This window comes from Verrucomicrobium spinosum DSM 4136 = JCM 18804 (assembly GCF_000172155.1).
Classification (GTDB): domain Bacteria; phylum Verrucomicrobiota; class Verrucomicrobiia; order Verrucomicrobiales; family Verrucomicrobiaceae; genus Verrucomicrobium; species Verrucomicrobium spinosum.
On record NZ_ABIZ01000001.1, the window covers coordinates 410,727 to 425,782 of the forward strand.

The window sequence follows — 15,056 nt, forward strand, 5'->3', positions numbered from 1 at the left end:
TCTCACACAACCGGCAGCTCACCTGCCAGTGATCTCCTTTGGCCAGGCCGGATGAACGCCGACCCGACTGACGGAATCAGTTGGCCTCGCCTTCTGGGCGCTGCGGACGGGGGCGGGCCCCGCCTTCGGCACCAGCACCGGCCCCGCCAGGGCCACCAGCTCCACCTTCGGGGCGACGGAAACCTTCGCCGCGCTGGCCGCCTTCACCACGACCACCGCCGAACTGCTCGCGCAGACGCTGGGCTGCGGCATCGGCTTCTTCCTTGGTCACCTTGCCGTCCTTGTCGGCATCCAGTTGCTCAAAGCGCTCCATGTTGCCGGCCACATACTCGTCCTTGGAGACGATGCCGTCCTTGTTGGTGTCCATGCGCAGGAGGAAGTCACCCATGCCCATGCCGCCGCGGCCGCCACGACCCCCACCGGATTCACCGGGGGAGCGCTGACCCAGGCCAGGACCACCTTGGGGGCCGCCTTCAGGGCCACCCTGCTGCGGGCGGCGGAAACCTTCGGGGCGGTCGCCGGGGCCGGGAGGTGTGCCTTCCGGCGGGCGGCCTCCTTCAGGGCGGGGGCGGTTGCCTTCCGGGCCTGCTCCGGGACCGCCGGTGCGGCCAGCCATGCGCTCGCGTTCCTCACGCAGACGACGCCCGGCCTGTTCGGCCTCTTCTTTCTCCACGGAGCCGTCGCTGTTGGCGTCCATCTTGCCGAAGCGGTCTTCCGCTTCCTTCACGGCGTTGGTGGTGAACTCTTCCTTGGAAATCTTGCCGTCGCCGTTGAGGTCCATCTTCTTCCAGGCCTCTTCCAAGCGGGCGCGAGAATCTCCACCAGGGCCTCCGGGACCACCAGGACCTCCTGGGCCGCCGGGTCCACCAGGGGGGCGGCCTTGGCCTTCACCTGCGGGCGGCGGGGGTGCATCCTGTGCATGGGCCATCGTGAGGCTGAAGCTGAACGTGCAGCCCACGGCTGCGATCGCACTGAGAAGAATCTGTTTTGTCAGGGTCATCGTCTTCGTTGGTTTGATTTCGGTGTACAGGGGGTGAAACAGATCCCCGCATAAAAAGTTGCACCGGGTTGCGTGAGGTTTTTTGGGAATCGCAGCCCGTGTTGCGGGCAGACACAAGATTTTAAGACAGAAGACCCAAGACTTGAGGGGAGAGGAGCTTGATTTGGATGAGACGGGTGTCGGGGGAGATGGTAGAAGAGCCGTCCCGGCTCTTGGGGGGCTCAGCAGGCTGGCGAGAAGGTTTAGGGGGGCAGGACGATTATCCGGCAGGCGAAAGCCGCGTCGAGCCGCCTGGCACCTTCGATCTGCACGACAGTGTCTTGGTGCCGGTGGTTTGACACCGTTTTTGCACCCCTGGTGATGACCTAGAACCGGAGGACGGTAGCAGCGCGGGTGGGGCTCTTCTGGCTTTCAGCCTGCCTCAGCGGAGAAAGGTTCAGCGTTATTCCTTCTGCCTGAGCGCAACCAAAGCCGGTCGTAGTTGTCGACGTGAGGAGGCACAAATTTCCCGGCATGTGGCGATGTGGCCGGGAAGAGGATCAAGGAGCCAAGGTGGGCGTGCGGAGGTTCGTCACGGGATTCACGCCGCAGACGCTTCAGTTTGTGCCTGCCAAGGAACCTGGGGGCTGACGTGGGGGTGTTGATGGAGGTGCGGAGAAAGGGAATGCCGTCCGCCTTCCCACCTGATCATCTCCTGCGACGTTACCCAAGGTTGACTCGCTCAAGGCTCGTCCAACCTTGGGCTGTGCTAAAGATCCCATACTGGGATCAACTTCGGTCTGAGGCGGGTACTTCCAGGTGATTCCTTGGCGGCCACCCCAAAAAGCGCGCGGTTGGTCCGTTCTCCTCACGTTGACAACTACGACCGGTGTTGGAGGTGGATTGGCAGAAGGGGAGATGGTGTTGCCAATGAGAGATTGGGCAGGCTGATGGCGCAGGGACGTGCCTTTGTTTGTTCAAACTTTAGTTTGCTTCAGTTTGCGACGGACATCCTGAGGCAAACTAAAGTTTGAACTACAAGCAGCTTCCGTCAGCGTGTCGCCCCACCATGAACATGGTCCTCCTATTGCCCTGGCATCTAATTGAAATCATGGGAGAGTCTTTTGATGACCCCTCGATGGATGAGCCGTTCTCACCGATGCTGCTCATGCTTTTGTTCACGCTGTTCCTGGCAATACTCGTCGTCCTCGCCCTGGCGATCATCGTCATCATGGTGACGGTATTGACGGCGCTGGGGATCGTGTCGTCCTCGGCGCTGGTGGGTGTTTTTCGCCGACGCTGGTCAACGGCGTTGCGAGCCTTTCATTATCAGCTTTGCGTGGCGCTTGGCGTGGCCTGCGGGATCGGATTGACCTGGAGTGTTGCCCGGCTGAGCAATGTGCAACTCAGCGTGCGTGAGGTGTTTGCTGTAGGAGCTCTCGCAGGTCTGTGCGGCGGCACGTTGGTGGCTTGGGCGATGGACCGGCTGGTCTGCATGATGCATCGCCGCAACTTCCCGGCGATGCCGCCCGATGATCGATGATTTGATACGCCCGGCGCTGGCGGATCTCGTGATGATCTGGAGCCGGAGGACGGTAGCAGCGTGGTTGGGGTGGATGCCAAGGAACCAGCCTTGAGGCGGCCGCCCCAGATCGAAGCTGATCCCCAGTGGGGATCTCTAACACAGCCCAACGTTGGACGAGCCCTAAGCGAGTCAACGTTGGGTGCCTCCCAGGACGATGATCAGGTGGGAAGGCCGACCGCATCTGCTTTCTCCCCACCGCCATCAACACCCCCACGTCAGTTGGACCTGATGTCATTCGCTGACTGACGTTTGCGGCAAGATGCCGCAAACAGCACGCAGGATGCGTGCGCTCCCCGAGCTTCCCAGGCACAGGCCATCTGAAGCCTGTCGGCCTATGCTTCATCACCCCTCACCACCCCAGGTTCCTTGGGAGGCACAAATTTTGGTCTATGGCGATGTCGCCGGGAAGAGGGTCAAGGAGCCAAAGTGGGCGCTCGGGAGGATGGGAGCGGGGTGTTGGGTAGGTGGGAGGTTTGTGGCGGGATGATCGTTGCAGACGCTTCAGCTAGTGTCTCCTCACGTCGTCAGCTACAACCGGCTTTGCTCGAGCTCAGGCAGAAGGAAACGTGCTGGGCCAAACGTAGGCGTAGGCAAGCTGATGGGACGTGGCGTTGATTGGAATTCTAAGGGATGGCCTCGTGATGGGACGCTTGGGGCGGAGCGGTCGATTGCCAATCGGCGGCACAGCAGACTGCCAGTCTGCGCTACAATGAGCGCTCCGCTGGGCATGTCCTCTCATACGACAGCTCAGGTCTGAAGTCTTGTGTCTGGCAGTCTGGCGTCTGCTGCGAAGCAGCTTCAATCCCTCGAACCGGGTGTCAATTTCATCTCGACGGTCTGACCGTTGCGCTGCACCACGATGGTGGTCTGCTCGCCGATCTTCAGCTCGCCCATGATGTAGGTGTAGTCATAGATGTTCTGAATGTCCTTGTTGCCGAGCTTCACGATGATGTCCCCGGCCTGGACGCCGGCTTTGGCAGCGGGGCCCACGGGGGAGACGCCGCTGAGCTTCACGCCTTTGATGTCGCCTTGGGCGTAGTCGGGGATGGTGCCGAGATACACGCGCAGGCCGGTTCGGGTGCCCTGGTTCTTGGGTGCCTCCATGGCGATGTAGTCCGGCACCTCATGCGTGGTGGAGAGGGAACGGGCGACCAGCCCCATGAACTTGGCGATCTGCGCCGCCTTGTCGTAGTTGATCTTGTCCGCGGTGTCGGTGGGCATGTGGTAGTCCTCATGCGCGCCGGTGAAGGCGTTCAGCGTGGGGATGCCGCGGGTGTAGAAGGTGGTTGAGTCCGTGGCCAGGTGGGCGTCCGCCTGGGCGCTGATGGGCAGGCCCAGGGGGGCGTTGCGTTTCTCTATTTCCTTGGTCCACACGCTGCTGCTGCCCACGCCCTGGAGGACGAGCGTCTTGTTGAAGCGGCCGATCATGTCCATGTTCAGGCACGCGGCGATCATGCCGGTAAGCTTGGCATTGGGGTCACCCTTGATCATCTTGGCCAGGCTTTCCACGAAGTGGCTGGAGCCCAGCAGGCCCAGTTCCTCACCGGACCAGGCGGCGAAGAGGATGTCGCGTTTCATGTCCAGCTTACCCTGCTTTTTCAGGTCCACCAGCCACTGGGCGATCTCCATCATGCCGGCGGTGCCGGAGGCGTTGTCGTCTGCGCCGAAGTGGATTTTGCGCAGGTCGTCGCCCTTGGCGCGGGAGTTGGAACCCCCGCCGGAGCCGAGGTGGTCGATGTGCGCGCCGATGATGAGCGGGGCGATGTGGAAGTCGGGCTCGCTGCCCTTGCAGAGCATGCCCAGCACGTTGCGGCCGGTCTTCTTTTCCTGGGCGATGGCGATGTTCACGCCGAGCTTGAAGCCCTCGCAATTGATGCCGCCCATGAGGTCGCCGGTGTCCAGCTTGTCCTGCAGGGCCTTGAGCGTCTTGCCCGCGCCGGAGAGGAGCTTGTCACCCACGGCGTCTGAGATGCTGATGGCGGCGAGGCCGGAATCGGCCATGGAGGCGTCAAAGGTGAGCGGAGCGAGCTGCTCCACCACCTTGCTGTTGGGACCGCTCACCACCAGGATGCCACGCGCGCCTTTTTCACGGGCCGTTAGTGCCTTGAACCGCAGGCTGGCAAAGCGCATCAGCTCATTGCGACGGTCCTGGGCCATGCCCTCCGGCAGGTAGCGGAAGACGAGCACCCATTTGTCCTTCACATCCAGGTGAGCGTAGCTGCTGTACGTCTCCAGCTTTTTGCCATCGCTGGTGGTGGCGTTGTCCGGTGTCTCAATGCCGTACCCGGCGAAGACTACGTCAGCGGGATCGAACGCGCCGGTCTTGGAGAAGGAGAGGGGCCGCCAGTCCTGGTCCGCGGTGAATTCTACCGGGCCGTCCTTGCCGGTGAGGGTGAACTTGTTGCCCGGGGCCAATGCCACGCCAGCGGTGAACTCAAAGTTGTCGTACCAGCTGTCCTTGTCGCCAAAGGGCATCAGGCCGATCTTCTGGAACACCTCCGCCACATACTCGGTAGCCAGGCGCTCACCCTCCGTGCCGGTCATGCGGCCGCCCAGCTCGCGGCTGGCAAGGTAGGTCACATGTTGTTTCATATCCTCGGGGTTGATGTCCCCGGTGGTGGTGGAGAGGTCCGGCTTGTTGGCAGGAGCGGCTCCGGCTTCATCTTTGGCGGCGACCGGGGCTTTGTTTCCTAAATCCAGCGCCTTGCGGGCAGCTGCGTCATTCCAGTCGGCCAGGAAGATCTGGCTCGCGCCGCCGGAGGTGCGGCCGCTGGTCCAGCTCAGCTTTTTGCCATCGGGGGAGAAGACGGGCAGCCCGTCGAACCCGTCCGTGGTGGTGATGCGCACCGGTTCGTGCTTGCCCGCAGCGTCCACCGCGTACAGCTCGAAGTTGGCAAAGCCGTTCACATTGTTCGTGAAGATCAGGTAGTCCCCGCTGGGGTGGAAGTACGGGGCCCAGGACATGGCGCCCAGCTTGGTGATCTGCTTCTGGTCACTGCCGTCGGCGTTCATCGTGTAGATCTCCGCGATGTCGCCTTTTTCATTGAACCGCCGCCAGCAGATCTTGCTGCCGTCGTGGCTGAAGAACGGGCCGCCGTCATAGCCCGGTGTGGTGGTGAGGCGCTTCACGTCGGTGCCGTCCACGTTCATGGTGTAGATCTCCATGAAGTACTGTTTGTCGATCTTCAGACGCTCCGTGTCAGCGGGGCTGAGGGGCTCGCTGTAGGCGGCGCGGTTCGAGGCAAACACAACGCGCTTGCCGTCCGGGGAGATCGCGCCCTCGGCGTCATAGCCCTCCTCCCTGGTGATCTGCTTGAGCGACTTGTCTTTCAGTGAGTAGAGGAAGAGGTCATAGCGCTGGTCATAGTCCCAGGAATAGCGGCGCACGCGGCTGCTTTCGCGCTCCTTGTACTCCGCGTCTTGCTTGGCCTTGGACTCCGGGTCGAGGTGTGTGGAGGCGAAGAGGATGTGGTCATTGTCCGGGTGGATCCACGCACAGGTCGTCTTGCCTGAGCCCGGGGAGATGCGCTCCTGGTCACCGGTCTCCAGGTCCATGAGATAGATCTGGTAGAACGGGTTCCCCGGCTCGCGCTCGCTCTGAAAGATCATCTTTGAGCCGTCCGCGTTGAAATAACCCTCCCCGGAGCGTTTCCCCTCAAAGGTGAGCTGCCGGATGTTCGTGACGTAAGTGGACTCCGGGATGGCGGGGGCGGCAGGTGCGGCGGCTGCGGCCGGGGGCTGCTGGGCCTCTGAGAGGGCCGTGACGGCGAGCGTGGCGGCGACTGTGACTGCGGGCAGGAGGAGGACAGCGGGGGAGATTTTTTTCATGCTCGGCAGGTGGGGAAAGGGAAGAGGGCGGAGAGAGGGGTAAGGGAAAAGGGAAGAGTGGGGGAATTCTGAAAGTACAAGTACGCAGAGACAACGATCAACTCCGCGATGTTTGGCCAGAAAAGACGCAAGATTAGAAGGCACAAGACGGAAGGCACGAGGACAGGGGGCCAGCCGGGGTTAAGGTAGGGGGCGTCGGAGAATGTAGAAGAGCCGTCCCGGCTCTTGGGTGCGCTGGGTGATGCGGGAACAAGAACCGGCAAGCTCCATGCGGAGGGGAGCGCAGGCGGCCCGCCTGCTCAGACCGGCGGGCCGCCGGTCTTTGTTGATGGATGGCCAAAGGGAAGGGACTGGCAAATAGAGGAGTGGGTCGCTAAGAGCGACGTGCTGCGCGGGAGGGCCGCCCTTGCGGCAGGCGGGCCGCCTGCGCTCCCCAATGACAGAGGCTTGTGGGCTCTCAGGTCTTTCGTCTTCTATCTTGCTTAAACGGATCAACTTGGTTGGCCAGCTGCTGCTGGTGCTCACCCACACGGCGGATCCAGCCAGGGTCGGCAATGCCCTCTGGCGTGCTCGGTGATCTCGCGTAGGCGGAGGAGAGAGCCGTAAGCGTCAACAAGGTCCCCATCAACCGCCAGCTCAGGTCTTGTGTCTTGCGTCTTCCAGTCTGGTGTCTCCCGCGCAGCGGGTTCAAAATCCATTGGCACCCCACTCGCATCCCGCCAGTATGCTGGCCCATGCGCTACTGGCTACTGAAATCCGAACCGGACGTTTTCTCTTTCGACGACCTCAAAAATCGCCCCCAGCGCACCGAGCCTTGGAACGGGGTGCGTAATTATCAGGTGCGCAACATGATGCGCGATAACATGAAGGTGGGAGATCTCGGCTTTTTCTACCATTCGAGCTGCCCGGAGCCTGGGGTGGCGGGCGTGATCAAGATCGCCTCCGAGGCGCGGCCAGATCCCACGCAGTTCGAGGTGGGTGGTGAGTATCACGACCCCAAAAGCAAGCCGGAGAATCCCGCGTGGCTGCTGGTGGACGTGGCCTGGGAGGCGGACCTGAAGGGTTTTGTGAGCCTGGATGCCCTGCGCGAGGAGCCCCGGTTGGCGGACCTGCTCATCCTGCGCCGGGGCAACCGGCTCTCCGTCACGGAAGTGAGCAAGAAGGATTTCGACCTCATCTGCAAGATGGGCGGGGGCCTCAAAAAGGCCGCTGCATCATAGGCATCAACGTCATGAAACGCCCCGGGCTGCCGCTGGTCTCCTTGCTGTCGCTGTCGCTCGCCCTCATGGCCTGTGACAGCCCGGACCACGCGGAGGCCCTGGCTCCGGGCTGGATCCTTTTTGCCGCGCCGCATCTGGAGCGCTGGAGTGAGGCGGACATGGCCCACAGCGGCGGTTTCACCCGGGATACCGATCGCTTTGTCCTGAAGGCGGGCCATCCTATGACCGGCGTGGTTTACCGCCACTGGCAGGCCGATGGGCTGCCCGTCATCGACTACGCCATCAGCTATGAGGCCAGGCGGGTGAGCGGCGCTGACTTCTTTGGCACCGTGACGTTCCCCGTGGGCAGCGTGGACCGCTGCGTGAGCTTCGTCCTCGGCGGTTGGGGCGGCTCACAGGTCGGCATCTCTTCCATCGACGGCTACGATGCCTCCGAGAACCTCACCGGCAGCCGCCAGACGCTGGAAAACGGGCACTGGTACCACATCCGCATCGAGGTCCGGGAGAAATCCCTCCAGGTCTGGCTGGACGGTCGCCCCATCATCAACACCAACATCGCTGGCCGCCAGCTCAGCATGCGAGCGGGGGAGATCGATCGTTGCATGCCGTTTGGGTTCGCGTCGTTTCGGACGGAGGCGCAGCTGAGGAACTTGCGGGTGGAGAAGCTTCCGGAGTGAAAAGTGGAGAGTAAAAAGTGAAAAGTGGGGGAGACACCAGACTGCCAGACGCCAGACATCAGACTTGATCTGGCGCTTGGGCAGCTGCCCAAAGGAATTGAACGTCAGGGGTAAGGCGCGGCAAGCGGAGCGCTTGCCCTACAGCCCGGGGTGGTTGGAGGTTGGGTCGGATGCAGCGTCATGGGACGCTTGGAGCGCAGCGGTCGTTGCCAATCTGCGCTGCCCTTTCGCTAGCCCATCTGTCTCCTTCCCGCCTGGCGCAGCCAAATCACCGCCCCCGTTCCGCAGCAGGGTTGGAGTGCCGCTTTTAAGCGGAATCACACCCCGCACGTCTCATGACGTCCGTCCATCCCCCAGACACCCAAGCCGTCGTTGGCCGGTCGGGCGTTTTCCACCTGGGCAAAATCAAGGAATCCGCGAAACCTGATTCCGCTTTTAAGCCAATGCCATCAGGGAAAAGCTGGTGAGGTCGATGATTCGCCTTTGGCGAACGAGCTGAGGGCTGAAAGCCCGGCATGATAGCAGCCTTGGGCAACGCCCAAGGTTGGCGTTGGTTATAGAGGTTGAGGGCTGTAGGCCCGACGTCATTCAGGGATGCTCGTCATAGGCAGACTTGTTGACACCGGGCCTACAGCCCTCATGGGTAGTTTGGCCATCTATCCCTGGGGCGTTGCCCCAGGCTGGTATGAACCCGGACCTTCGGCCCTTCTGAAAGGGGCTCACCAGTTACAGTCGTGGCGGTTGCGCCATCGCGGCTCCGGGGCGCGCCAAGGCAAAACAGCAAGACGATGCGTTTTCCCTGATGGCATTGGTCCCGCATGCGGGACGGCACTCCAACCCCGGCGCGGACCTTTTGCAGACACAAGTTCCTCACGCCGCCCTGCTGCCATACTACAACACACAGCCAGTGCCCCCTCCGGCGAGGATTTCCTCCATTGCGTCAGCTCAAGTCCGGTGTCTGGAGTCTTCTAGTCTGGCGTCTGCTGGCGAAGCCGGCCCAAAGATTACACTTTCCCCCCGCACCTTCCGTGTTAAACTCCGTTCCCCCGGTCCGTCCCGGTCTGGGCCACACACGTACTGAAGCAAATGGGCAAGACACTCTTCCAGAAAGTTTGGGAATCTCACTCGGTCGCCACGCTCTCCAATGGGCAGACGCAGCTCCTTATTGATACCCACCTGATTCACGAGGTCACCAGCCCCCAGGCGTTCGGCATGTTGCGGGATCTTGGCCTGAAAGTGGCTTATCCCCAGCGCACGTTCGCGACCGTGGACCACATCGTCCCCACCGACCAGCGTGAGGAGCCATTCTCGGACTCCTTGGCGGATGCGATGATCAAGGAACTCAACCGCAACGCCAAGGAATTCGGCGTCACCTATTTCGACCTGCGCAGCGGCAAGCAGGGCATTGTGCATGTGGTCGGACCGGAGCAGGGCATCACCCAGCCGGGCACCACCATCGCTTGTGGCGATTCCCACACCGCCACGCACGGAGCCTTCGGCGCCATCGCGTTCGGCATCGGCACCACCCAAGTGCGCGACATTCTGGCCACCCAGACCATGGCCCTCAGCCCCATGAAGGTGCGTCGCATCAACGTGGACGGCGAGCTTCGCCCCGGCGTGTATGCGAAGGACGTCATCCTTCACATCATCCGCCTCCTCGGCGCAGGTGGTGGCAAGGGCTACGCGTACGAGTACGGCGGCAGCATCTTCGACGGCTTCACGATGGAAGAGCGCATGACCGTGTGCAACATGTCCATCGAGGGCGGTGCCCGTGCTGGCTACGTCAACCCGGACGAAAAGACCTTTGAGTACCTGAAAGGCCGCCCGTACTCGCCCAAGGGCGAGGAGTGGGACAAGGCTGTCGCCGCCTGGCGCGCCGTCGCCTCCGATGCCGATGCCGTCTATGACGACGTGGTGAACATCCGCGCTGAGGACGTGCCGCCCACCGTGACCTGGGGCGTGAGCCCGGACCAGGCCATCGCCGTGAATGAGCAGGTGCCCACCGTGGAAAGCGGTACCAATGCCGAACAGCGCATCTCCATCCAGGAAGCGCTGGAGTACATGAAGCTGGAAGGTGGTGCCCCCATCAAGGGCACCAAGATCGATGTCGCCTTCGTTGGCAGCTGCACCAACGGCCGTCTCTCCGACTTCCGCGAAGTGGCCCGCTTCCTGAAGGGCAAGAAAGTCGCTGGCCACGTGAAGGCCATCGCCGTTCCCGGCTCCCAGATTGTGGACGTCCTGGCCCGCCAGGAAGGCATCGATCAGGTCTTCACCGACGCTGGGTTTGAATGGCGCGGCGCTGGCTGCTCCATGTGCCTGGCCATGAACCCCGACAAGCTCGTGGGCGATCAGCTCTGCGCCAGCTCCAGCAACCGCAACTTCAAGGGCCGCCAGGGCAGCCCCACCGGACGCACCATCCTCATGTCCCCGCTCATGGTGGCCGCCGCTGCCGTCACCGGTGAGGTGGCCGACGCCCGTGAGGTCTTTGCCCTCTCCGCATAAAGTTTGGGCCTTCTCCCTCTTCCCTTACCCCTTTTCCCTCTTTCACCCATGGCCCTTACGAAAGTCACGCAGATCGCCGGCACCGCCGTTCACGTTCCCGGCACCGACATCGATACCGACCGCATCATCCCCGCGCGCTTCATGAAGTGCGTCACCTTTGACGGTCTGGGCGAGTTCGCCTTCTACGATGTGCGGAAGAACCCCGATGGCACGGACAAGCCCCACCCGCTCAATGACGAGCGTTTCAAGGGGGCAAACATCCTCCTCTCTGGTGCCAACTTTGGCTGCGGAAGCTCCCGTGAGCACGCCCCTCAGGCCCTCTACCGCTTCGGCTTTCGCGCCGTCATCGCCGAGAGCTTCGCGGAGATCTTCTTTGGCAACTGCACCACCCTCGGCATCCCCTGCGCCGTGGCCGCCCACAACGACATCGTCGCCCTGGCGAAAGAGGTGGAGCGCAACCCGAAGCTGGAAGTGACCGTGGACCTCCTCGAGGGCAAGGTCTTCTTTGAGGATCAGGAGTTCGCCATCATCGTGCCCCACACCGCTCGTGAGGCGCTCACCACCGGACAGTGGGACCCCATTGCCGAGCTGCTGGAGAACAAGGACGCCGTGGACGCAAAGATCCGCGAGCTGGCCGTGGTGGCTTAAGAGGCTTGGAGTTTCAAGGGACTTGTGGCTTCCCAAGCGGAGCGCCACAAGCTCCCGATAGAGAGCCCTTATGCGACCGGTGGTGTTAGCCTATCCCAGAGCGGCCGGAACGCTTCTGGTTCTCATCGGCATAGGCTTGCTGTATTTTCGCCTCGTGCTGCCGTTGTTGAATGCTGAGCGGGGTGTGGGGCCCATCGTCACATCGGTGACCTCCACTTTGGTCGGAGTGATAGGGCTAATTGTTGGGCTGATCTATCTCATTTTGGGAAGCGCAGGCGTCATGATAGCTTGGCCGGAGCCTCACGAACCCCGGGTTCGACGCTGGGCGCTGCCAGTCATTTTGGGGACCATTGGTTTGGCAATCCACTTTCTTGCGACGGAGTACATCAAGTCACTGGGTTACACCTTCTGACCTTCACGTTTTTATTCCATGGGCGATATTATCCACGTCATCGGGCACCGCAATCCGGATACGGACGCCATCTGCTCCGCCATCGGGTACGCCGCCTTCTTGCGCGCCTCGCGCGGGGTGGATGCCCGTCCTGCCTGCTGCGGGGAGATCAACGTGCGGACGAACTGGGTGCTCAGCGAGGCCGGGGTGGAGGCCCCGCGCCTGCTCATGGACGTGCGCCCCACCGCCGCCTCTGTCTGTCGGCGGGACGTGGTCACCGCCTGCCAGGACGAGACCTTCCTCTCCGTGTACCGGAAGATGGTCGAGCATGGGTTCCGCGGCATCCCTGTGGTGAATCACGAAGGCGTGCTCGCTGGCATGCCCACCCTGCAGGAGCTCGCCCAGCTCTTCATGCCTGCCACGGCCAATGACGACGATGCGAACCGTCATGTCCGCACCAGCGAGGCCAATATGGTCGCCGCGCTTGATGGCGGTTTCCCCAACGGCCGCGCCCCGCGTGAGACGGTGGAGAATCTCATCCTCATGGTCGCCGGGTCCAGCCTGGAGACCTCCTCCACGCGCATGAAGCGCTTCCCCTCCCGCACGGTCATCATGATGGTGGGGGACCGCCCGGACGTGCAGCGCATGGCCATCCTCGCCGGAGTCGGCTGCCTCGTCATCACCGGCGGCTTCTCCGTGGGTGAGGAAATTGGCAAACTCGCTCGGGAGCAGGGCGTGCCCGTCATCGAGACCCGGTACGACACCGCCAGCGCCGCCCAGCTCGTGCGTTTCTCCCGCCCCATCGCCGATGCGCTGGACGAGACGTTCCTGAAGTTCAGCAGCAAGACCCCGCTCAAGGAGCTCATCGCCAGCGTGCATGACTCTCATCAGCCGCTTTTCCCCGTCGTGGATGACGAGACTGGCAAGCTGCTCGGCGTCTTCTCCAAGTCCGACCTTGTGGACGTGCCGCGTACTAAACTCGCGCTTGTGGACCACAACGAGTTCTCCCAGGCCGTGACCGGGGCCGATGAGGCGGACATCCTGGAGGTCATCGACCACCACCGCCTCAGCGGGAACCTCCGCAGCAAGGAGCCGATCCGCTTCATCAACGAGCCCGTGGGCAGCACCAGCACCATCGTGGCCATGATGTTCCGTATGAGGAACCTGGCCCCCGACAAGGCGACTGCCATCTGCCTCTGCGCCGGGATGATTTCGGACACGCTGAACCTCACCTCGCCCACCACGACCAATACCGACCGCGAGATCCTCTCCTGGCTCGCCGAGCTCGGCGGCATCGATGTCGCCGCCTTCACCGCCGGGTTCTTCGCCGCCGGGTCCATGCTCCGCGACCGCCCCGCCGAGCTCGCCCTGGAGTCCGACCGCAAGGAGTTCGAGGAGAACGGCTGGCGTCTCAGCATTTCCCAGATCGAGGAACTCGGCCTGGATGAGTTCTGGAAACAGGAGGCCGCCCTCCAGGAAGCTCTGGAGAAGATCGTCGTCCAGCGCAAGATGCACTTCGCCTGCCTCCTGGTGACGGATATCACGGAGCACGACAGCGTCCTCATCACCGCCGGCAACGACCGTGTGGACGACGCCATCGAGTACCCCAGGCTGAAGCAACATGTCTTCGAGCTCGCCGGCGTGGTGAGCCGGAAAAAGCAGCTTTTCCCGTACTTGAGCCGGGTGGTGGGCAAACTGACTGCCCCTACTTTGTAAGGGAGTCAGGGGGAGGCGGGCCGTAGACACCAGACTGCCAGACGCCAGACATCAGACTTGAGCTGGCGCACGGGGAGGACGTCCTCGCCGGGAGCGGACCCTGTAGCGCAGATTGGCCATCGGCATCAGTCGCCGGAGAGGGCCTTGGCTGTGGGTTCCAAGACATCAGCAGGGCGTTGTGAGGAACTTGAGACTGTAGAAGGTCCGCGCCGGGGTTGGAGTACCGCTTTTAAGCGGAATCACTCCGCAAGCGTCTCACGACGACACCCTCCGCCCCAACGCCCAACCACCCCGGCGACGCTGTAGGGCAAGCGCCCCGCTTGCCACGCCATACCCCTGACGATTCATTCTCACACAAAGGCACGAAGACACAAAGATTTCCGCCTGCCTAAAGGAGGCGGGGGTTCCCAGCCCCGCTCAGTCCGAAGCTGTTCGTACTACAAACAGAGCCCCGCCAGCACATCCCGAGCTCCTCTTTGTGCCTTCGTGCCTTTGAGTGAGAATCGAGAAGCCGCGCAGTGGCTCCCACTTATCCCTTATCCCTCGTTTGTCCTTTTCCCTTCACCTTGATTGAATGAACATCCTCCCAGTGCGTCGAAGTCTCAGAGAAACTCCCTCCTTTCCTTCTCCCCTCAGGCCCGTCTAATGTTTAACACATAACGTCTAACCTCTCACCGAACATGCCCCTCGCTCCCTCTCCGGCACCGGCCCACGCGCTGGCAGCGGCCACGCTCGCGCTGGCACTCACGCTCGCGTTTCCCCCAGCCACCGCCTCCGCCCAGAGCAGCAGCTTGGGCAATCGCTCCCGTCTGGCGGCAAATACCGAGCCTGGGGCCATATACATCGAGGACATCCTGCCCAAGCCTGTGCGTCTGACCGTCGCTGGCGAGTCTGTCATCTACTACCAGCTTGATCTCCAGCGTCCCCTGGGGGCGATGGCTCCCGGTACCCTGGTGCAGCTCGTTGCCATGGCGGAAAATCTCTACAAGGTCCGCGGTCGCGCCCGCCACGGCGATGTCGCCGGCTGGATGAAGATGGACGATCTCAAGTCTGCCGACCCGAAACTGGCTGAGAAACTGAAGGCCTTTTTTGAACGCCAGAAGGCTGTGGATGAGGTCATCGCCAACAAACAAGTCGCCCTGGGCATGACCGTGGATGAGGTCAAAACCTCCCTCGGCAATCCCAGCCGCAAGTCCTCCAAAATCACCGCCGCGGGTCGGGAGGAAGCCCTGGAGTACAGCATCTTCGACCGCGTCCCCCAGATCACCACCGGTCGCGATGCCGAAGGCAACCTCGTCCAGCGCACCATTTATGTGAAGGTCGAAGTGGGCCGCCTCACCGTCAGCTTCAAGGACAACATCGTCACCGAGATCCAGGAGACCATGGGCAATCCACTGGGGCCTGGGGGAGTCAGGATCATTCCGGGGCCGATTACCGTTTACTAGCTCGCTGCGCGGGAGACATAAGACCTTAGAACCTGTTTGGATAAAAGCGCTGGGTGTGTTGCGAG

Annotated in this window: 9 protein-coding genes; 7 read left to right on the plus strand and 2 right to left on the minus strand. The window is 62.3% G+C overall.

Annotated elements, in window-relative coordinates:
* Positions 1 to 76: 76 nt before the first annotated feature.
* The gene (locus VSP_RS01530) at positions 77 to 1,000 is read right to left on the minus strand and encodes a CREC-EF hand family protein (protein WP_009958258.1); all 924 of its coding nucleotides are present in this window, start codon (positions 998 to 1,000) and stop codon (positions 77 to 79) included.
* A 1,048-nt stretch (positions 1,001 to 2,048) separates the two neighbouring features.
* On the opposite strand from VSP_RS01530, the gene VSP_RS01540 reads away from it, so the two are divergent.
* Positions 2,049 to 2,522: a hypothetical protein gene (locus VSP_RS01540; protein WP_009958262.1), complete on the plus strand. Its 474-nt coding sequence runs from the start codon at positions 2,049 to 2,051 to the stop codon at positions 2,520 to 2,522.
* A gap of 840 nt (positions 2,523 to 3,362) precedes the next feature.
* On the opposite strand, the gene VSP_RS01545 is transcribed toward VSP_RS01540, so the two are convergent.
* Positions 3,363 to 6,392: a M28 family peptidase gene (locus VSP_RS01545; RefSeq protein WP_009958263.1), complete on the minus strand. Its 3,030-nt coding sequence runs from the start codon at positions 6,390 to 6,392 to the stop codon at positions 3,363 to 3,365.
* 734 nt (positions 6,393 to 7,126) lie between these two features.
* Between VSP_RS01545 and VSP_RS01555 the strand changes: the two genes are divergently transcribed.
* The 6 genes from VSP_RS01555 (at position 7,127) to VSP_RS01585 (ending at position 14,991) form a co-directional block, all read left to right on the plus strand.
* On the plus strand, positions 7,127 to 7,612 hold the full coding sequence (locus VSP_RS01555) for an EVE domain-containing protein (RefSeq protein WP_009958265.1): 486 nt from the start codon (positions 7,127 to 7,129) through the stop codon (positions 7,610 to 7,612).
* Between the two features lie 11 nt (positions 7,613 to 7,623).
* Positions 7,624 to 8,289, plus strand: a complete 666-nt coding sequence (locus VSP_RS33350; protein WP_009958266.1) for a 3-keto-alpha-glucoside-1,2-lyase-like domain-containing protein — start codon at positions 7,624 to 7,626, stop codon at positions 8,287 to 8,289.
* A 1,086-nt stretch (positions 8,290 to 9,375) separates the two neighbouring features.
* Positions 9,376 to 10,791: a 3-isopropylmalate dehydratase large subunit gene (gene leuC, locus VSP_RS01565; RefSeq protein ID WP_009958268.1), complete on the plus strand. Its 1,416-nt coding sequence runs from the start codon at positions 9,376 to 9,378 to the stop codon at positions 10,789 to 10,791.
* Positions 10,792 to 10,839: 48 nt separating this feature from the next.
* Complete coding sequence (gene leuD / locus VSP_RS01570; RefSeq protein WP_009958269.1) at positions 10,840 to 11,439, plus strand: 3-isopropylmalate dehydratase small subunit; 600 nt, start codon at positions 10,840 to 10,842, stop codon at positions 11,437 to 11,439.
* Between the two features lie 430 nt (positions 11,440 to 11,869).
* Positions 11,870 to 13,546 carry a putative manganese-dependent inorganic diphosphatase gene (locus VSP_RS01580; RefSeq protein ID WP_009958271.1) on the plus strand — a complete coding sequence of 559 codons (1,677 nt, stop codon included), beginning with the start codon at positions 11,870 to 11,872 and terminating at the stop codon, positions 13,544 to 13,546.
* Between the two features lie 680 nt (positions 13,547 to 14,226).
* On the plus strand, positions 14,227 to 14,991 hold the full coding sequence (locus tag VSP_RS01585; protein WP_009958272.1) for a hypothetical protein: 765 nt from the start codon (positions 14,227 to 14,229) through the stop codon (positions 14,989 to 14,991).
* The last annotated feature ends 65 nt before the right edge of the window (positions 14,992 to 15,056 follow it).

Coding starts and splice junctions, on each gene's coding strand:
- VSP_RS01530 (WP_009958258.1), bottom strand. CDS start 1,000: ATGACCCTGACAAAACAGATTCTTCTCAGTGCGATCGCAGCCGTGGGC.
- VSP_RS01540 (WP_009958262.1), top strand. CDS start 2,049: ATGAACATGGTCCTCCTATTGCCCTGGCATCTAATTGAAATCATGGGA.
- VSP_RS01545 (WP_009958263.1), bottom strand. CDS start 6,392: ATGAAAAAAATCTCCCCCGCTGTCCTCCTCCTGCCCGCAGTCACAGTC.
- VSP_RS01555 (WP_009958265.1), top strand. CDS start 7,127: ATGCGCTACTGGCTACTGAAATCCGAACCGGACGTTTTCTCTTTCGAC.
- VSP_RS33350 (WP_009958266.1), top strand. CDS start 7,624: ATGAAACGCCCCGGGCTGCCGCTGGTCTCCTTGCTGTCGCTGTCGCTC.
- leuC (WP_009958268.1), top strand. CDS start 9,376: ATGGGCAAGACACTCTTCCAGAAAGTTTGGGAATCTCACTCGGTCGCC.
- leuD (WP_009958269.1), top strand. CDS start 10,840: ATGGCCCTTACGAAAGTCACGCAGATCGCCGGCACCGCCGTTCACGTT.
- VSP_RS01580 (WP_009958271.1), top strand. CDS start 11,870: ATGGGCGATATTATCCACGTCATCGGGCACCGCAATCCGGATACGGAC.
- VSP_RS01585 (WP_009958272.1), top strand. CDS start 14,227: ATGCCCCTCGCTCCCTCTCCGGCACCGGCCCACGCGCTGGCAGCGGCC.